The 18,133-nt window shown below is 67.6% G+C and carries 18 protein-coding genes and 1 pseudogene; 15 read left to right on the top strand and 4 right to left on the bottom strand.

Annotated features, from left to right (window positions below):
• Positions 1-49: 49 nt before the first annotated feature.
• The 4 genes from ACAM52_RS06900 to ACAM52_RS06885 are packed head-to-tail and all read left to right on the top strand — an operon-like array spanning position 50 to position 3,969.
• Entirely contained in the window at positions 50-1,081 is a 1,032-nt protein-coding gene (locus tag ACAM52_RS06900; RefSeq protein WP_369646513.1) for a glycosyltransferase family 2 protein, read from the top strand.
• A complete protein-coding gene (locus tag ACAM52_RS06895) occupies positions 1,078-2,076 on the top strand; it encodes a hypothetical protein (RefSeq protein ID WP_369646512.1) in 999 nt (332 codons plus the stop codon). The genes ACAM52_RS06900 and ACAM52_RS06895 overlap by 4 nt, the downstream gene beginning before the upstream one ends.
• Entirely contained in the window at positions 2,066-2,827 is a 762-nt protein-coding gene (locus ACAM52_RS06890; RefSeq protein ID WP_369646511.1) for a hypothetical protein, read from the top strand. Before ACAM52_RS06895 ends, ACAM52_RS06890 begins: the two co-directional genes overlap by 11 nt.
• A gap of 8 nt (positions 2,828-2,835) precedes the next feature.
• Positions 2,836-3,969 carry a hypothetical protein gene (locus tag ACAM52_RS06885; protein WP_369646510.1) on the top strand — a complete coding sequence of 378 codons (1,134 nt, stop codon included), beginning with the start codon at positions 2,836-2,838 and terminating at the stop codon, positions 3,967-3,969.
• 69 nt (positions 3,970-4,038) lie between these two features.
• Here the strand turns inward: ACAM52_RS06885 and ACAM52_RS06880 are convergent, their stop codons facing one another.
• On the bottom strand, positions 4,039-4,980 hold the full coding sequence (locus tag ACAM52_RS06880) for a DMT family transporter (RefSeq protein ID WP_354348120.1): 942 nt from the start codon (positions 4,978-4,980) through the stop codon (positions 4,039-4,041).
• 136 nt (positions 4,981-5,116) lie between these two features.
• Between ACAM52_RS06880 and ACAM52_RS06875 the strand changes: the two genes are divergently transcribed.
• The 6 genes from ACAM52_RS06875 to ACAM52_RS06850 all read left to right on the top strand — a co-directional run bounded on the left by ACAM52_RS06875 (position 5,117) and on the right by ACAM52_RS06850 (position 10,367).
• Positions 5,117-5,713, top strand: coding sequence for a TetR/AcrR family transcriptional regulator (locus ACAM52_RS06875; RefSeq protein WP_369646509.1), 597 nt, complete (start codon positions 5,117-5,119; stop codon positions 5,711-5,713).
• A 426-nt stretch (positions 5,714-6,139) separates the two neighbouring features.
• Positions 6,140-7,102, top strand: a complete 963-nt coding sequence (locus ACAM52_RS06870) for a homocysteine S-methyltransferase family protein (RefSeq protein ID WP_369646508.1) — start codon at positions 6,140-6,142, stop codon at positions 7,100-7,102.
• A gap of 367 nt (positions 7,103-7,469) precedes the next feature.
• Positions 7,470-8,519, top strand: a complete 1,050-nt coding sequence (locus tag ACAM52_RS06865) for a cyclopropane-fatty-acyl-phospholipid synthase family protein (protein ID WP_369646507.1) — start codon at positions 7,470-7,472, stop codon at positions 8,517-8,519.
• Positions 8,486-9,310: a DUF1295 domain-containing protein gene (locus ACAM52_RS06860; protein ID WP_369646506.1), complete on the top strand. Its 825-nt coding sequence runs from the start codon at positions 8,486-8,488 to the stop codon at positions 9,308-9,310. Before ACAM52_RS06865 ends, ACAM52_RS06860 begins: the two co-directional genes overlap by 34 nt.
• Positions 9,307-9,939, top strand: coding sequence for a DUF6134 family protein (locus ACAM52_RS06855; RefSeq protein ID WP_369646505.1), 633 nt, complete (start codon positions 9,307-9,309; stop codon positions 9,937-9,939). The genes ACAM52_RS06860 and ACAM52_RS06855 overlap by 4 nt, the downstream gene beginning before the upstream one ends.
• On the top strand, positions 9,936-10,367 hold the full coding sequence (locus ACAM52_RS06850) for a DUF2177 family protein (RefSeq protein WP_369646504.1): 432 nt from the start codon (positions 9,936-9,938) through the stop codon (positions 10,365-10,367). The genes ACAM52_RS06855 and ACAM52_RS06850 overlap by 4 nt, the downstream gene beginning before the upstream one ends.
• Here ACAM52_RS06850 and ACAM52_RS06845 read toward each other — a convergent pair.
• Positions 10,330-10,995: a ChrR family anti-sigma-E factor gene (locus tag ACAM52_RS06845; protein WP_062471908.1), complete on the bottom strand. Its 666-nt coding sequence runs from the start codon at positions 10,993-10,995 to the stop codon at positions 10,330-10,332. The two genes, ACAM52_RS06850 and ACAM52_RS06845, sit on opposite strands and share 38 nt — an antisense overlap.
• A 2-nt stretch (positions 10,996-10,997) precedes the next feature.
• Entirely contained in the window at positions 10,998-11,576 is a 579-nt protein-coding gene (locus ACAM52_RS06840) for a sigma-70 family RNA polymerase sigma factor (protein WP_255221059.1), read from the bottom strand.
• 222 nt (positions 11,577-11,798) lie between these two features.
• Here ACAM52_RS06840 and ACAM52_RS06835 point away from each other — a divergent pair.
• The 4 genes and pseudogenes from ACAM52_RS06835 to ACAM52_RS06820 all read left to right on the top strand — a co-directional run bounded on the left by ACAM52_RS06835 (position 11,799) and on the right by ACAM52_RS06820 (position 16,071).
• A pseudogene (locus ACAM52_RS06835) lies at positions 11,799-13,147 on the top strand (NAD(P)/FAD-dependent oxidoreductase).
• Positions 13,144-13,932 carry a DUF1365 domain-containing protein gene (locus tag ACAM52_RS06830; RefSeq protein ID WP_369646503.1) on the top strand — a complete coding sequence of 263 codons (789 nt, stop codon included), beginning with the start codon at positions 13,144-13,146 and terminating at the stop codon, positions 13,930-13,932. The pseudogene ACAM52_RS06835 and the gene ACAM52_RS06830 overlap by 4 nt, the downstream one beginning before the upstream one ends.
• Positions 13,929-15,155: a class I SAM-dependent methyltransferase gene (locus ACAM52_RS06825; protein WP_369646502.1), complete on the top strand. Its 1,227-nt coding sequence runs from the start codon at positions 13,929-13,931 to the stop codon at positions 15,153-15,155. Before ACAM52_RS06830 ends, ACAM52_RS06825 begins: the two co-directional genes overlap by 4 nt.
• Before the next feature lie 472 nt (positions 15,156-15,627).
• Positions 15,628-16,071, top strand: a complete 444-nt coding sequence (locus ACAM52_RS06820) for a hypothetical protein (protein ID WP_369646501.1) — start codon at positions 15,628-15,630, stop codon at positions 16,069-16,071.
• Between the two features lie 209 nt (positions 16,072-16,280).
• Here the strand turns inward: ACAM52_RS06820 and ACAM52_RS06815 are convergent, their stop codons facing one another.
• Complete coding sequence (locus ACAM52_RS06815) at positions 16,281-16,946, bottom strand: TetR/AcrR family transcriptional regulator (protein ID WP_369646500.1); 666 nt, start codon at positions 16,944-16,946, stop codon at positions 16,281-16,283.
• Here ACAM52_RS06815 and ACAM52_RS06810 point away from each other — a divergent pair.
• On the top strand, positions 16,938-18,098 hold the full coding sequence (locus ACAM52_RS06810; protein WP_159271225.1) for an acyl-CoA dehydrogenase family protein: 1,161 nt from the start codon (positions 16,938-16,940) through the stop codon (positions 18,096-18,098). The genes ACAM52_RS06815 and ACAM52_RS06810 overlap by 9 nt on opposite strands.
• Positions 18,099-18,133: the final 35 nt, after the last annotated feature.

Raw genomic sequence — 18,133 nt, 5'->3', positions numbered from 1 at the left:
TAAAAGCAGGATGCAAGCCTTCAAAACAATGTCCCGACAGGAAAATTCGATGATGCCCGATCACGTTGCCGCGCGTTGCGCGCTGGTCCTGGAGACCAACAACCTGCGCGGCGGAGCGGATGCCGAAGCCGCCGCAAGCACCAGCCTGCAGCGCCTGGTCGCCCTGTTGGCCAAGCAGAAGCTGCCGCTCACGGCCCTGGCCCAGGTGGTCATCACGCACGACGGACTGAGCGCCGCATCGTGCGAGGCCGTCACGGCGCTCGCGGGCCGCCCCATCGACTTCGTGCGCATCGATGCCGCCACCGGCTACTACGACGCCAAGAACGTCGGCTTCGCGGCCACCGATGCGGCGCGCTGCGACCACGTGGTGTTCGCCGATGCCGATTGCCTCCCCGACGACGACTGGCTGCTGCAGATGCTCACGCCCTTCACGCGTGACGCCGATGCGCCCGCGGTGGTGGCCGGCCGCACGAGCTACGCGGCCAACATCGTGGGCACCGCGCTCACGACCATCGACTTCATGTACTTCCCCAACGCCGACCACGCGGGCGCGACGAGCAACTTCTACGCGAACAACGTGGCCTTCCGCCGCGACGTGTTCGAGCAGCACAGCTACCAGGCGCTCGACGGCGTCTACCGCGCGCACTGCCAGGTGCTGGGCATGCGGCTAAAGGCGGCGAATGTTCCCATCCACTACGCGGCCGCGGCCCACACCGAGCACCGCCTACCCGACACGCGTGCCGAAGCGCTCAAGCTGCGCTGGATGCGCGGGCAGGACACGTATTCGCTCACGCCGCACCTCTTGCGCAGCTATGTGTCGACACGCTGGCAGTGGCTTGCGAAGAGCGGGCCGATCGGGCCGCTGTGCGTGCTGTTCACGCGGCTGGGTTTCAGCGTGCGCGCGCTCAACCACCAGGACCTGCCTCCCCTGCACGGCCTGCGCTGGCTCGCGGGCGTGGCGCTGATCGTGGGCTTCTCGGCCATCGACATGCTGGGCGCCTTCGCGCGCGGCATCGGCCTGCACACGACGGGCCGCACGAACGCGGATGCGCAGGCGCTGTCCTACCATCGCCCGACATGAACAAGAAAAACATCTTCAGCCTTCTCGTGCTGGCCGGCGCATGCGCCGCGGCGGGCGCCGCCGACTTCAGCGGCCGCGGCGTCTTCAACTTCAAGTCCGACAGCGGCTGCCCCTTCTCCGCGCTCGCAGGCCCTGCGAACGAGTGCAACCGCCTCGCGCTCGACGATGCCGACACGCGCGCCACACTCGACAGCGCAGCGCACACCCTGCGCTTTGCGAACCCGCGCAGCTACGGCCGCAAGACCATCGTGGGCGACGTGCTGCTGCAAGGCACCGGCCAGTCGCGCCACAGTGGCCAGCGCGTGCCGCTGACCTTCCATGCGCTGCTGAGCCGCTCGGGCAACGACTGGTCGGTAAGCAGCCATGCGCATTCGCCCGTCGGCGGCGAGTTCAGCGACATCCGCATCGACCCGTACCAGGTCGTGGTGGTCGAAGGCGGTGCCGAGCGCGTGGTGCTCACGCCGGCGCAGATCGCCGAGACGCTCTCCAGGCCCTCGATCGCCGCGCGGCTCGCCAACGAATTCGTGCAGGTGCGGGACAACCGCAAAGGCGGCGCCACCGATGCGGACATCACCGTCGGCCTGGGGTTGAGCCGCGCCTCCAAGTCGGTGGCGCGCGCGCATTTCCACGCGCCGGGGGCCAAGGGCGGCGAGCTGTCCGAAGCGATGCGTCAGGGCGACTGGTCGCTCGAACTGCAGGCGTTGAGCGGGCAGATTCCGCGCCAGGTGGTGCAGCGCGACCTGTTCCTCTATGGCCTCGAGTCGCAGTCGCTGCTGCTGCCGCTGATGCAGCGCGGCTTCCACAAGAACGAGAAGCTGGTGCTCGGTGCCGCGGGCGGCAAGGGCTACGTGCGCTACGACGGCCAGCAGCGCGAGTTCGCCGGTGCCGATGCATCGGCGCGCGCCTTCCTTCAAGGCAGTTTCATCGGCCTCGTGCTTGGTTGGCAGCAACGGCAGCCGCAGACCCCGGTGGCCAAAAAAGCCGATGGCCGCTGACACCGCCCCGGCGAACGCGGCATTCGACTGCCTCTCGCCGCCGCAACTGCGTGGCTGGCCGGCGCTGCAGGCCCGGCTGGTGCACCACATCAAGCGCGCCGCATTGCGCCAGATGCATGCGAGCCGCGCCGGCGAAGTGATGTTGCTGCGCCTGTATCTGATCGGCGAGGAATCGTCCGAGCAGGCGCTGCAGCGCGAGCTGCGCACCAACGCGCCCGAGTGGCTCGCGCGCCAGCTCGACCAGCACCTGGCCGATGAGCAACTGCATGCGCGGCTCTTCGCCGACGCCATCGGCGCGCGCGGCGGCACGGCGCAGGCGGCTGCATCGCCGGAAGCAGCGCCGAAGCCCGACTGGCTGAGCCAACGCAAGCTCGCGCGCTGGCAGCGCCTCATCCAGCGCCATGCGCCGCACTTCGCGCACGGTGGCCTCGTGCCGGCCTATGCGATCGGCCTCGCCGCCGAGCAGATGGCCTCGCGCATCCTGCAGCGCCACTGCGCGCTGATCGGCCCGCGGCACGCGCTGCACCCGTTGCTCACGCGCGTGCTGGCCGACGAAGACCGCCACATCCGCCTGTGCAGCCACACGCTGCAGCGCTGCGTGGCGCCGCATGAGGAAGCACGGCTCGCGCAGCTGATGCGCGAGGTGCGCGACACCGAGCGCGGCTTCGGCATCACCGGCGCGCTGGGCATGTACCTCGCGGGCGTGGCCTTGCGCCTGCGCCCCGGCCGTGCGCGGCCGGTGGCGGCCTGAGTCCGTCGATGCCGCCGCGCATCGTCTACCTCGCGACTGCGGACGCGCGCGGCCACCTGATGCGCGCGCAGCTGCTCACGCATTCGCTGCGCGCCGCGGGCGCCAACGTGCAGGTGCTCACCACCTCCGATGAAGGCGCGCGCTTTCTTGCCGGCTTCGGCATCGAAGCGCCGGTGCTCTCGCACCACTACGCGGTGCAGTTCGACCGCGAGCAGAACATGCTGCGCCGCGAAACCGACCGCAACGTGGCGCACTACGTGTTCCGTCCGGAGCGCATGCTGCGCGACATCCTTCGGCTGCGCGCGTGGTTCCGCGATGCGGACCTGGTGGTGAACGATTCCTTCCACCCCGCGCTGCTGTTCATGGGCTGGATGCCGGTCTGGCGGCGCAAGGTGGTGCATGTGTACGGCGCGAGCCTGCGGCATGCGCTGCAGACCAACTTCAGCGGGCGCATGCCGGCGTGGATGGCGAACATCTTCGGCCGCATCGTCGCGTGGCAGATCGACCGCAGCCGCGCGCGCATCGCGCACGATTTCGCCTACGGCGAGCCGCAGGCCGACGGACGCGGCGGCCACCGGCTCGCCACGCCGGTGGCCATCGTGGGTTCCGACACGGACTCGCACGACGACTGCGCGCCGCAGGCCGCCGTGTACCTCAACCCGCATTTCAAGGACGCCGCACTGGCCGACGGCCTGGAGCGCGGGCTGGCCGGGGCGCACACGCCGGCGCATCTCGTCGGCGAAGGCTATGCACAACGTGCGGGCTGGCACGCGCAGGACGAGCACTGGATCGAGAGGGCTGCGCGCAGCGCCTTCATCGTCTCCGCGCCCGGCATGGCGGCGCTGTCGGTCGCAGCGGTGTACCGCAAGCCGATCCTGCTGCTCCTGACCGACCAGCCCGAGCAGGCGATCAATGCGCAGCGCGCCGCGCAAATGGGCCTGCACCATCGCATCGTGGTGTGGCAGGGCTGCACCGAGGATTTCGCGCGGGCCGTGACGACGGCTGCCCACGAACTGATCGCGCTGGCCGACGACGGTAGCGGTCCGCAAGCGGCGCAGAAAGGCCGCGAGGCCGCCATGGCCCGACTGCAGCACTGGACGGTGCTGCTCTACGGCCTCGCGGATGCGCCGCCCGTTCGATGAATGAAGCACGGAGGCAGCTGCGCCCTTCGATGCAGAAACGTCTCGATGGGAATTGCCGGGTTCAGGGACTCAATGTCCTCTGGACTCAACGGGGGATGAGGATCGACGCTGCTGGATCAGCATCGCCGTCATGCCGCCTGTGACGATGACCAGCCCGGTGATGGCCGTGGCGCTGGGCCGCTCGTCAAGGACCAGCAAAGCGAGCAGCGTCGCTGCGCCGGGAACGAGTGCAGCGAACGTGGCACCGACGGCTGCGCCCAGAATCTGGACCGACTTGCTGAAAAAGAACAACGCCACCGTGGAGACCATGACCCCCTGATAGAACGCCTGCACGCCGATGTCGCCCAGCGGCGCTTGCAACAGGTGCAGCCCGCGCGTCGCAAGGTAAGCGGGCAGGTAGATGATCATCGAGAACACCGAAACGATCGCGGTGGCATGCAGCGCCGATGCAGAGAACTGCTTGGACGAGACGGTGTAGATGGCCCACAGCAGCCCGCCCAGCAGGAAGATCAGGTAGGCCCACGGCGAGGAGCGGACGGCGCTGAAATTGTGGAAGCCGACCAACGCGACCCCGAGGATGATCAGCGCAATGCCCGCCGTCTCCCTGCGCGAGAGCCTGGCGCCGAGTCCCCAGGCACTGATGAGCGCGGAGAACAGGATCATGCTGCCAGGCGTGACCACGGCGAACTGCTCCACCGGCGCCATGCCCAGGCCGAAGGCGACCACCAGCATGTAGGGCGCGCCAATGCCGGCGGTCATGAGCGCGATGGCTGTCCAGCTCAGCCCCATGAGACCTCGTCGTACGAGAAACGGCAGCAGCATCACGCCCGAGACCGTGTACCGGATGCAGGTGATGTCGTAGACGTCCAAGGCCGTGTGGGTCAGCCCGAAGCGAGTCACGACCGGAAAGGCGCCCCAGATCAGGGCTGAAGCGAGTCCGAACAGCACACCCACCCATCGACGATCGATGCCGAGTTGGGAAATTGGCGGTGAGGCAGAAAGCCGAGTCATCGAGTGGGGTTCCTTCAGAACGATGGAAGTGTCTTGCCTGGCGCCGCGGGCATCGCCTGCGTGGCGGACGGACTATCATTGACAGTATTGTCAAGTTTGACGTTGTTGTCAAAAATAGAAAACGCGAGGATTTCTCATGGCAGGAGTCAGGCAGTTCGATGAGGCCAAGGTGTTGGACGCCGTGCTGGACGTGTTCTGGCAAAAAGGCTGGCGGGCCACGTCCATGGCCGACCTGGCAGAGGCCGCCGATGTGCAGCGCGGTTCGCTCTATCACGCCTATGGCGGCAAGGAGGAGCTGTTCTTGCTGGCCTTCGAGGCGTACGCCACCAGGTTTCTGGACAACGCGCGCGCAGCCCTCGACAAACCGCGCGCAGAGGCGGCGTTGCGCGCCTTCTTCAAGGTCGCGATCGCCAACATGACGCAAGGCGTACCGCCTCGGGGCTGTCTCACCACGAAGACGGCAACGGAGGTCGACGGTGCAGGCCCACGCATCCAGGAACGGCTGCGTCAGTTGCTCGACGAGCTCCAGGGCGTCGTCTCAGCCGCCATGTCGAAGGGAGACATGTCGACACAGCTTTCGCTGTCCCCCAAGGAAACCGCGCAGGTTGTCATCACATTCACCCGAGGCCTGGCAGTGATGGAGCGGGTTTATCAGAACGCGCCTTCTCTTCATCGGATGGCCGACGCGGTGATCAAGGCCTTGGTTCCGAATGTGAAGCGCCGAACGAGCTGACGCCGTTGCACGGAGCCGCCGGGTGCAGGCGTCGACCGGAAAGGCTCAGCGGTTCACCACGCTATTTGGCATGGCCAACCGCAGGGTTCAAGCACGTGCTTTTGTAGCGCGATTCCTCATGAACCTCATCGAGCTTGAACACCGCCTTTTCGGTCGTGATGCCTGCGCCAACCTCCGCCAGTCTTTCGATATGCTGTTCGCATGGCCATCCGATCCGGAGAGATCACTCCGTGAACTCCAGCCCCTCCGTCAGGCTTCGAGTGACCGCCACCGGCAGTTGATCCACAGCCGAAGCCTGAAGGGGGAGAAAGGCGCGCCGCCGGCCAAGCACTTGGCCCGCGAGGCGCTCACTGTCATCATCCGCTTCGCGGGCCCGGCGCCTTGGCGGCCGCGGCCATTCGGACACCCGAGTGAGAGGAGTCAGCGATGGCAACCTACAGGAGCGCATTGCCGCAGCTCGGCGATGATTTCTTCATGACCGACGGCGGCATCGAGACCACCCTGATCTTTCTGGAGGGGCAGGAACTTCCCGACTTTGCCGCCTTTCACCTGCTCCGAACGCCGGAAGGCGAAAGAGCGTTGCGGAAGTATTTCCGGACCTACGCGGCGCTGGCCAGAAGCTTCGACGTCGGGCTGATTCTGGAAACGGCAACCTGGCGGTCCAATCCAGACTGGGGGAGCAGACTGGGCTACAGCCCCGAGGAGCTCGCGGCGGTCAACCGACAGCTGGTGGGTCTGCTGGAGGACATCCGCGATGCCTACCAGACTCGCCGGACACCGATCGTCATCAGCGGATGCCTTGGACCTCGCGGCGATGGCTATGTCCCGGACCGTGCCATGTCGGTGCGCGAAGCGCAGGACTACCATCGTGCGCAGGTCGAGACCTTCGCCGGCACCGCGGCCGACCTGGTGACCGCCATCACCATGAACTACGTCGAAGAGGCGTCGGGGATCGCGCTGGCCGCGAAGCAGGCGAACATGCCCGTCGTCATTTCCTTCACGGTGGAGACCGATGGCAGGCTGCCGACGGGGCAGTCCCTGGCGGACGCCATCCAGCAGGTGGACGGCGCCACCGCGGGTTATCCGGCCTACTTCATGATCAACTGCGCCCATCCCAGCCACTTCCAGCAGGTGGTGCATGGCGACGCGCCATGGGCTGGGCGGATTCGCGGTCTGCGCGCGAATGCCTCCAGGATGAGCCATGCCGAGTTGAACGAGGCACCCGAACTGGATGCGGGCGACCCGGTGGAGTTGGGGCAGGCCTATGCCGCGCTCAAGATGCACCGGTTGAAGCGCCTCAATGTCATGGGCGGTTGCTGCGGCACCGACGACCGCCACGTCAAACAGCTTGCAATGGCCTGCCTGCCCTTGTTCCGGGGCGTGGTCTAGCCGTTCACCCAGGGTTTGCACCTGCCCGCCCATCCGGCGATTCAGACGGCCCTTGCGTCTCCGATCCGGATCGTCGGCCGGTCGCGCCACGCGCCGATGCATCAAGCCTCGTGAAATCAACGTAGGTGCGGGCTCAGCCCTCTCTTGACGCCGGGAGCCGTGTGCACAGCTACGTCCGCTTCGCAGCTCTTGCGGTGAATGTCCAGTTTGTCCAGAGATAGTGGACCTGGCCTGTGACGCCGCCAAGTGTCCGACCGCCGTACTTCGCACCGTCGCCCCAGTCCCCAAGCGCTGAAGCCGACGAACAGTGATCCATTGCGGCCGGCCTGGCGTAGGAAGAAGAGACTCTCCTCCTGCACCCACCGCCATGCCCCAAGCCTCGAGCACCTCCACTGCCATCCATTGGGTTGAACAAGGCCTGGTGCCCGACGGCGCCGTTCGGCTGGGCGTGCGGCGGCTGCTGCGCCAGCGCCTGGTCGAGCTGGACAGCGGCGACCCGGAAGCCGTCGCCCTGCGTTCGGAGGCATTCTTCGATGAACTGCGCGAGGCACCGCTGGCCCTGCTGCCCGAGAAAGCCAACGAGCAACACTACGAGCTGCCCGTCGAGTTCTTCACAGGCGTGCTGGGGCCCCACCGGAAGTACAGCTGCTGCTGGTGGCCTGAGGGGGTGCAGACGCTCGAGCAGGCGGAGGCGGCAGCCTTGGCCGAGACCTGCGCACGTGCCGGCCTGGCGGATGGGCTGCGCATCCTGGAGCTGGGCTGCGGTTGGGGTTCGCTGAGCCTGTGGATGGCCGAAAACTTCCCGCTCGCCCGCATCACGGCGGTCTCCAATTCGCACTCGCAGCGGCTGTTCATTACGGCCGAGGCCGCCGCACGCGGCCTGGGCAACCTCGAGGTGATCACCTGCGACTTCAATGATTTCGAGACCGGCGAGCGCTTCGACCGGGTGGTGTCGGTGGAGATGTTCGAGCACCTGCGCAACTGGCCGCGCGCCTTTTCGCACGTGGCCCGCTGGTTGAAACCGCAGGGGCGGTTCTTCATGCACGTCTTCGTTCACCGCGAAGCGCCCTACCCGTTCGAGGAGCGCGATGCCAGCGACTGGATGAGCCGCCACTTTTTCTCCGGCGGCATGATGCCGAGCGACGATCTCGCCCTGCGCTGCCAGGACGACTTGCGCCTGCTGCACCGCTGGCGCTGGGATGGCCGCCACTACGCGCGGACCTCGGCCGCCTGGCTGGCGCGCATGGACGCCCGGCGGGCCACTCTCATGCCCCTGCTGGCCGCCGTCTACGGAGAGCGCGACGCGCCGGTGTGGTGGACCCGCTGGCGGCTTTTCTTCATTTCGGTGGAAGAGCTGTTCGGCTACGCCGAGGGTGGCCAGTGGTGGGTCGGTCACTACCTGTTCGAGAAACGGTGATGCTGTCGCTCGCATGCCTGGGTCTGGCGATCGCCCTCGGCCTGGCGTTGCCGGTCTGGGTGCTCAGCGTCGTGGTGCGCGACGCCAGCCTGGCGGACCGGATCTGGCCCCTGATGATCGCGGCGCCGGCCCTGGCCTACGCCAGTGCCCATGCCCGCGCGCTCGACGCCCGCAGCATCTGGATGCTCGGGCTGCTGCTGATATGGGCTTGCCGGCTGGCGCTGCACATCGGGCGTCGCAACTGGGGCCACGGCGAAGACCGCCGCTACCAAGCCATGCGTGCGCGCAACGAACCACACTTCGGCCTGAAAAGCCTGTACCTCGTGTTCGGGCTCCAGGCGGTGCTGGCATGGATCGTCGGTTGGCCGCTGCTGGCCGCGTTCGCGCACCCGTCGCCCCTGTCCTGGCTGGACGTGCTGGCCCTGCTGCTGGCCGGCGGCGGTGTGGTCTTCGAGGCCGTGGCCGACGCCCAGCTCGCCCGCTTCCTGCGCAACCCGCGCCGCGAGGATGCGGTGATGGACCGCGGCCTCTGGGCCTGGTCGCGCCACCCCAACTACTTCGGCGAGGCCTGCGTCTGGTGGGGCCTCGGGTTGGCAGCGTTGTCGGCGGGCGGATGGGCGGTGGCGTGGTGCCTGGTGTCTCCGCTGCTGATGACCGTCCTGCTGCTCAAGGTGTCGGGCGTCGCGCTGCTGGAGCACGACATTGCCGAGCGCCGGCCCGCCTACCGCAGCTACGCGGCACGCACCAGTGCCTTCATCCCCTGGCCGCCGCGGCGTGGCGCCCGGCCATGAAGCACAGCGCCCTGGGGCTGATGCTGGGGTTGATGCTGGCGCAGGCGACCTGCCTGGCCGCGGCACAGGAAGCTGACGAGGAAGCGGGCGAATGGCACTTCACCGCCATGCTCGATGGCAAGCCGATCGGGACCCATCGCTTTGTCGTCGGCGGCACGGCGGCGACGCGCAGCGTCGACAGTCGCGCCCTGTTCACCGTGCGCATGCTCGGCATCCCGGTCTACCGCTACCGGCACCAGGCCGAGGAGCGCTGGGCCGGAGACTGCCTGCGTGAGCTGCGCGCCGAGACCGACGACGACGGCACCCGCCAGCAGATCGCGCAGCGCTTCGACGGCAACTGCCCGATGAGCTTTGCCTACTGGAATCCCCGGCTGGTGAAACAACAGCGCCTGATCGATCCCCAGACGGGCAAGGTCGAGCCGGTCCGCTTCGAGCCGCTGCCCGATGCGACCCTCGAGGTCCGCGGTCAGCCCGTGCGGGCGCGCGGCTGGCGACTGCAGGCGGCGCAGCAGCGCATCCGCATCTGGTATGCCGCCGACAGCGGACGCTGGATCGGGCTCGACGCTGATACCAAGGGCGATCGCCAACTGAGCTACCGACTGACCTCTCCTGCACGGAGCACCCCATGAAGCCATCCCCGCGTACCTTGCTCGCTGCCTACCTGTGGGCGCTCGTGTGTTTTCTGGTGCTGGACGCTGTCTGGCTGTCGGTCATGGGACCGCGCCTGTACCAGCCCGCGCTCGGTGCGCTGATGGCGCCGCAGGTGGACTGGACGGCGGCGGCGCTGTTCTATGCGCTCTACCTGGTCGGCCTGGTCGTCTTGGCGATCGCGCCGGCACTGGAGGCTGGCGAGCCCGCCGTGGCGTTGCGTCGCGGCGCGCTGCTCGGGCTCGTGGCCTACGCGACCTATGACCTGACGAACCAGGCCACGCTGCGCGACTGGCCCTGGGCCGTCACGGCCGCCGACCTGGCATGGGGCACGGCCGTGAGCGGCGTGTCGGCGTGGGTCGCGGCGCGCATCACATCCCGACCAGCGCGCCGAAGAAACGCGCAATAGCCCCGTCGAAGTGCAGCCGGCCGTCCAGCGAGGCCAGGCAGATGCACTCGCTGCCGTCCTGGACCACCGGCTGGTGGTTGATCTCGGCATCGGCCGCATCGAAATCGCCGGGGCCGAACAAGGCCCGGCCATCGTGGAAGCGGCCGTGCAGCACCTGGGTGAACTCCTGCCCCTGGTGCGTGTGCTGCGGCAGGTACTTGCCCGCCGCGATGCGCAGAAGAAAGACGTTGGCCTCCGGGGCCTCGGGCACGGTCACACGGCTCCAGCGCATGCCGGGACCGATCCAGCGCCAGGGCGTGGCACTGCAGTGAGCGAGCGCACGCGGCCAGCGCGCGCCGGGCGGCAGCGGTGGGGGCGCGCTGACCCGCACGCGAGCGGGTTCAGCGGGTTCAGCGCCTTCGTGCGCATCGATCCGGGCCCAGGTGCGCGACAGCGCGTCATCGGCAAGCGGGACCGCTTCCAGGCCGTCGAGCAGGATGCCGCCCACGGCATCGAGTGCGCGCGCCCGCTCGCGGCACAGCGGGCACAGTTCCAGGTGGCTGGCCAGGACCAGTCGCATGCCAGCCGGCAAGTGGCCGGAGGACCCGGCCAGCAGCAGGTCGTCGTCGGGGTGGTGTCGGATGTCCATCGTCAATGTTCCAGCAGGCGGCGCAGTTGGGCGACCGCCAGGCGCACGCGCGACTTCACCGTGCCCAACGGAATGCACAGCTGGGCCGCGATGCGGGCATGCGGCGCGTCTTCAAAATAGGAAAGGTGCAGCACCTGCTGCTGCTCGGGCGGAAGCTGGCGCAGCGCGCCGCGCAGCCGTTCGTTCAGGCGCGCGTCGTGCAGCTGGTCTTCGACGGTCGGGTCATCCGACTGGAGCAGGTCGAAGTCGAACACGTCTTCCGACGACTGCACACCCTGGCGCCGCCGCAGCGCGTCCACACGCAGGTTCCGCGCGATGGCGAAGATCCAGGTCGTGGCAGCCGCCCGGGCCGGATCGAACAGCGCGGCCTTGCGCCAGACGGTGACCAGGGCTTCCTGGGCCAGTTCTTCGGCCTGGATGGCCGGGCTGCCACTGTGCATCAGGTAGTGCTTGATGCGCGGCGCGAAATGCGAGAACAGCTGCGCGAACGCGTCCCGGTCCTGTCGCTGCGCCACGGCCACCATCGCCTGGGCCCAGAGATCGTCGGCGCGAGGAGATGGCTGGGAATCGGGGGAGACCACGGTCAAGATGGACGCTCGGCGACTGCGGGGCACCGGAGTGCCCGCACTGGGGTTGGACGGATCGGGAGCAACGGCCATGTCCTGTCATACGCAAGGGAGCGGCATTCGGATCATCGCAGCGACACGCGGGCAATCCAAATGACCGTTTTCTGCGTACAGGGCAGCAAGACTCGCCAAAGGCTCCCCATGCTGCCTCTTCTCGCCCCGCCTGCCGCCGTGCCGATGCCTGCCTCGGTGCCCTCCGGCCAGCGCATCGCCGTCGTCGGCACCGGCATCTCGGGCCTGTCCTGTGCCTGGCTGCTGTCCCAGCGCCACGAGGTCACGGTGTTCGAGAGCGAGCCCCGGCTGGGCGGCCACAGCCATACCGTGGACGCGCCAGGCCGGGAAGGCCCGGTGCCGGTGGACACCGGCTTCATCGTCTACAACGAGCCCGCGTACCCGAACCTCACCGCGTTGTTCCAGCACCTGGCCGTGCCGACCGCGGCCTCGGACATGTCGTTCGCAGTGAGCCTGGACGCCGGCGGGCTCGAATACGCCGGCACCGACCTGCGCGGCTTGTTCGCGCAAAAGCGCAACCTGGCGCGCCCCCGCTTCTGGGCCATGCTGCGCGACCTGCTGCGGTTCTACCGCGAGGCTCCGCGCGATGCGCAGGTCGCAGGCGACCAGGCGCTCGACGACTACCTGGATGCCCACGGCTATGGCCGCGCGTTTCGCGACGACCACCTCTACCCCATGGCTGCGGCCATCTGGTCCACGCCGGCGGCGCAGGTGGGGCGCTATCCGGTTGCCGCCTTTGTGCGGTTCTGCGAGAACCATGGGCTTCTGCAGATCAGCGGCCGCCCCATCTGGCGCACCGTGGTGGGCGGCAGCCGCGAATACGTACAGCGCCTCAGCCAGCCTTTCGCCGACCGCATCCAGCTGGACCGGGCCGTGCTCGAACTGCATCGCGAGCCGGCGGGTGTGCGGCTTCGCACGAGCGCCGGCTGGTGGCCCGAGCGCTTCGACCAGGTGGTCCTGGCCACCCATGCGGACCGCTCGCTGGCGCTGCTTGACGCGCCCACCGGTGCCGAACGGGCCCTGCTCGGTGCCCTGCCCTACAGCCGCAACCTGGCCGTGCTGCACCGCGACCCGGCCCTGATGCGGCGCGGCGCGCCGTGTGGTCGAGCTGGAACTACCTCGGCACGCGCGGCAGCGGGGCGGCCCCAACGGTGACCTACTGGATGAACCGGCTGCAGCCCCACCTGCCACAGGGCGCGGCGGCCGAGCCGCTGTTCCTGACCCTGAACCCGGCGATCGACCCGCGGCCCGAGCACCTGATCCGCACCGAGGTCTACGACCACCCGCTGTTCGATGCCGCGGCCATGGCCGCGCAGCGCCAGCTGTGGCAGCTGCAGGGCCAGCGCCGCACCTGGCTCTGCGGCGCCTACTTCGGCGCCGGCTTCCACGAGGACGGATTGCAGGCCGGCCTGGCCGTCGCCGAAGCGCTCGGTGGCGTGCGCCGGCCCTGGCGCGTGGCGCAGGAGTCCGGGCGCATCCATCTGCCGCACCACGCGCAGACCGTCGCCTCATGAACGCGCACGAAGGCTCGGCGCTCTACATCGGACGCGTCATGCACCAGCGGCTGCGGCCGAAGCGGCATCGGCTGAGCTACCGGGTCTACAACCTGCTGATCGACATCGACGAACTGCCGCAACTGCACGCCCGGTTGCGCTGCTTCTCGGTGGACCGGTTCAACCTGTTCAGCTTCCATGCCGCCGACCATGGCGACGGTTCGGGCCGCGATCTGCGGGCCCAGGTGGAAGCGCGGCTGCGCGAGGCCGGCCTTCCGACCGGCGGCGCGATCCGGTTGCTGGCCATGCCGCGGCTGCTCGGCCATGTGTTCAACCCGCTCAGCGTCTGGTTCTGCCATGCGCCCGGCGGCGCGCTGCAGGCGCTGCTGTACGAGGTCAACAACACCTTCGGGCAGCGGCACAGCTACCTGATCCCCGTCGCTGACGACGGCGCGTCCATCGTCGAGCAGCACTGCGACAAGCAGATGTACGTCTCCCCCTTCAACGGCATGGACCTGCACTACCGGTTCCGCGTCGCACCGCCGGGCGAGGCGGTCTCGGTCGGCATCAGCGTGCACGACGCGGCGGGCGCCGTGCTCAACGCGCGGCTCGACGGCCAACGCGCCCCCCTGAGCGACCTGGCGCTGCTGCGCGTGTTCATCACGCATCCGTTGCTGACCCTCAAGGTGGTGGCCGCCATCCACTGGCAGGCCCTGCGTCTGTGGATCAAGCGCGTGCCGCTGCATCCGCGACCGGCTGCCCCCGACCACGACCTCACCATCGTTTCTTCGAACAAGACCCCATGAGCCTGACCACACCTTCCGCACCCGCTCTCGATGCCGCTCCGGTTTTCTCGCCGCTGCGCCGGCTGCTGGCCCGCACGCGCTTCGGCCGGCTGAGCTTGAGCCTTCCGGGCGGCCGGTGCATCGAGGTGGCCGGCCGCGAACCCGGGCCGCACGCGAGCCTGCGCCTGCTGAGCTGGCGCCCGCTGCTGCGCCTGGCGCTGCAAGGCGATCTGGGCCTGGCCCTGTCATTTCGCGATGGCGAGTGGGAAAGTCCGGACCTGCTGGCCTTGTTCGAATTCGGCCTGGCCAACGAATCGGCCTGGGGATCGCTGCTCAAGGGGCGCGGGCTGGCGCGCTGGGCGGCGCGGCTGCGGCACCTGACCCACAGCAACAGCCGGCGCGGAAGCCGGCACAACATCGCATTCCACTACGACCTGGGCAACGCGTTCTACCGGCACTGGCTGGACGACAGCATGCTGTATTCGAGCGCGATGTTCAGCGACGCCGACGACGACACGCTGGAAGCCGCCCAGGCGCGCCGCCTCGCTGCCATCGCCGACATGCTCGACACCCCGCAAGGGGGCGACGTGCTCGAGATCGGCTGCGGCTGGGGAACGCTGGCCGCGAGCCTGGCCCGCCGGCACGAAGCGCGCGTCACCGGCGTCACGCTGTCGAGCGAGCAACTGGCCTTCGCCCGCGAACGCGCGCAGGACTGGGGCGTGGCCGACCGGGTCGACCTGCGGCTGCAGGACTACCGCGACGTGCAGGGCCGGTTCGACCGCATCGTGTCCATCGAGATGATCGAGGCCGTCGGCGAAGCCTACTGGCCCACCTACTTCGCCACCTTGCGCGAGCGCCTCAAGCCCGGTGGCGTCGTGGTGCTGCAGGCGATCACGATCGCCGATGCGCAGTTCGACAGCTACCGCCAGGGGACCGATTTCATCCAGCACTGCATCTTTCCCGGCGGCATGCTGCCCAGTCCGCGCGTGCTGCGGGAACAGGCGCAACGCGCAGGGTTGGTGATCGAGGCTTCCCACTGCTTCGGCAAGGACTACGCGCGAACACTTGCAGAGTGGCGTCGCCGGTTCCTCGCCGCCTGGCCGCAGATCGAGCCACTCGGCTTCGACGCCGCGTTCAAGCGCTTGTGGACCTACTACCTCTCCTACTGCGAGGCCGGCTTCCACGCGGGGCTCGTCGACGTCGGCCTCTACCGGTTGCGCGCGGCTGAAGCCGGACCCGGCTGATCAGCCCGCGCCGCGCTCTTCCTTCTTCTTGGCAGGGTGACCCGCCGCGGTACTACCTGATTCAGCGGGAAAGAAGTGAGGCTGGTGGAATTCTGCACGCCCTAACGCTGCCGCAGTTCGGGTGACCGCCGGGGACGCCAAATTCATGCTTGTGACACGAGCGGGAGAAGTTGAACACCCAGTTATCGGCTGTTGAGAGCGCGCCGAAAGCGGTGAATCGTGCTGGGCGCAATCCGGCAGCTCATCCTTGCGAGGGGCTGCTATGCAACGATTTCCGCCACCGGACTCGGGGCCGCCGATGTCTGCTTTAAGGACGATCCCGGCGGGCAAGTCCGTAGAACGGCCTGTCGTAGACCGCATTGCGGCGACGCGCCGATGATCCCGGCCATCGTCGCCGACTTGAGCCGAAAGCTGGAGAAAAGTCGTTTCGTCCCCCACAGGTCGCGAGGATTCTTGCGGGATCCATGGCCGTATGTCCGACCCGGGCAGCCGGAATTCGGATGCATCAACCATTGCGCATGAGAAGCTAGGTGAGCTTCATCACTTTGAGAGTGCAATGGTCAAAAAGACAACTGAACAGAAAGCTGCAGAGGCGCTTCGTTACATCGCTGCCAGTGGAGCGGCCAATGCGGTTGAGCTCGAGCCCTTCTTGACTGATCCCAATCAGGCCATACGCGCCGTGGCGGCCATGAACCCGGATGCAGACGAAGAGATCCTGGATCGTTTTGCGAATGACAAGTTCTGGGGCGTCCGCATGGAAGTGGTGCGCAATGCCAATGTCGGCCAGGCCACGTTGCGCAGGCTGCTGGAGTCCGACACGCGCAAACGCGGCGTGGTGCACCACGCCGCGCGCGAGAAGCTGGAAGAGCGCGGTGTCGCATTTGGTGCTGATGGCATGCCGGAAGACGCAGCGTAGAGAACGCGAAGTCGCATTTCCTGAGCGTCATTTGATCGGGTCGCTTTCGATCTCGATCACTGCGGCCGGTGCTCGTGAGGGGTTCTGTTATTGGCGCTCCGGCCTCTTGTTTCGGACGAGCAGTGCCATGGCCGCCAGCGCGACCGGAACATTCGAATCACGTATCTCAGTGCTGCCCCCCACCAGACGCTTTTCTGTCAGGTGGCCCGTCAACCCGCGGACCTGGGCGCCGGCTTTGCCTTGAGGCCGGCCTCGATGAAGCTCACCAGGAAGTCGACGCCGGCCTCCATGCTGGTCTGCTGCAGCTTCTCGGGCCACAGCGCCTGCACCCGCGTGTGCGTGCTGTGCGCATAGAAGAAGGCGCCGTAAACGAAGATGACACGCCAGTAGAACTCTTCGCTGCTCAAGTGAGGAAGCTCGTGGCTCACGACATCCACGAAGCGTCGCGCGAAGTCGTCCACGATGGATGCTGTCAGCGCATGCACTTCATCGGCAGGGTCCATCAGCATGCGGCCGTAGAACGCACGGAACGACTCGCGCTCCTGGACACTGGCTCCCGCGACAAGCAGTGAGGGCGCCATGGACGCCCGCAGGATGTCTCGCAACGGGACCTTCCGACCCTCGAATGCGTCCAGGCGCTCCTTGCGCTCCTTCATCACCGGCCCCAGGCGGCGCTCCAGCACGGCCTTGCACAGCGCCTGCTTCGATCCCCAGTAGTAGTGGAAGGCTCCCAGGTTGGCGTTGGCCCGCTCCGCGATCGCTCGCATGCTGGTGCCCCCGTAGCCATGTGCAGCAAACAGGGCCTCGGCGGCGTCGAGGATCTGGTTTGCGGTGGTGCCCCACTCACCCTGCCATCGAGATCCAACATGAACCATTCTTCCGACAACTACCAGGACATCCGTGACGCCGTGCGCGCGCTGTGCGCCGAATTTCCCGACGAATACCACCGCAAGATCGACGAGCAACGCGCCTACCCCGAAGCCTTCGTCGATGCACTGACTGCCGCGGGCTGGCTGGCCGCGCTGATCCCGCAGTCCTACGGCGGCTCCGGCCTCGGACTCGCTGAAGCCTCGGTGATCATGGAGGAGATCAACCGCTGCGGCGGCAACTCCGGCGCCTGCCACGGCCAGATGTACAACATGGGTACGCTGCTGCGCCACGGCAGCGAGGCGCAGAAAAGCCGCTACCTGCCAAGGATCGCCAGCGGCGAGCTGCGGCTTCAGTCGATGGGCGTGACCGAGCCCACCACCGGCACCGACACCACGAAGATCAAGACCACGGCCGTGCGCAAGGGCGACACCTATGTCGTCAACGGGCAGAAGGTGTGGATTTCGCGCGTGCAGCACTCCGACCTGATGATCCTCTTGGCGCGCACCACGCCGCTGGCCGAGGTGAAGAAGAAATCCGAAGGCATGTCGATCTTTCTGGTCGACCTGCACCAGGCCATCGGCAACGGCCTGACCGTACAGCCGATCGCGAACATGGTGAACCACGAGACCAATGAGCTATTCATCGAAAACCTGGAGATTCCGGCGGACCACCTGATCGGAGAGGAAGGCCAGGGCTTCCGCTACATCCTCGACGGGCTTAACGCAGAGCGCACGCTGATTGCCGCGGAATGCATCGGCGACGGCAAGTGGTTCATCGACCGCGTGACCGGGTATGTGAAGGACCGTGTCGTGTTCGGCCGCCCGATCGGTCAGAACCAGGGCGTGCAGTTCCCGATCGCCGAGAGCCACATCGAAGTGGAAGCCGCCGACCTCATGCGCTGGCGTGCCTGCGAGCTTTTCGACGCCCGGCAGCCTTGCGGCGCGGAAGCGAACATGGCGAAGTACCTGGCCGCCAAGGCCAGCTGGGAGGCCGCCAATGCGTGCCTGCAGTTTCATGGCGGTTTCGGCTTTGCCAACGAGTACGACGTCGAACGCAAATTCCGGGAGACCCGGCTCTACCAGGTGGCGCCGATCTCGACCAACCTGATCCTCGCGTATGTCGCGGAACATCTGCTCGGTCTGCCGCGCTCGTTCTGAAGAAGCCAGGCTGGGGCTGCAACACAAGTGGAAGC

The organism is Variovorax sp. V118 (assembly GCF_041154445.1).
Taxonomy (GTDB): domain Bacteria; phylum Pseudomonadota; class Gammaproteobacteria; order Burkholderiales; family Burkholderiaceae_C; genus Variovorax; species Variovorax boronicumulans.
The sequence above is the reverse complement of the archived record's forward strand: the minus strand, read 5'-3'. Positions and strand labels throughout refer to the sequence as shown.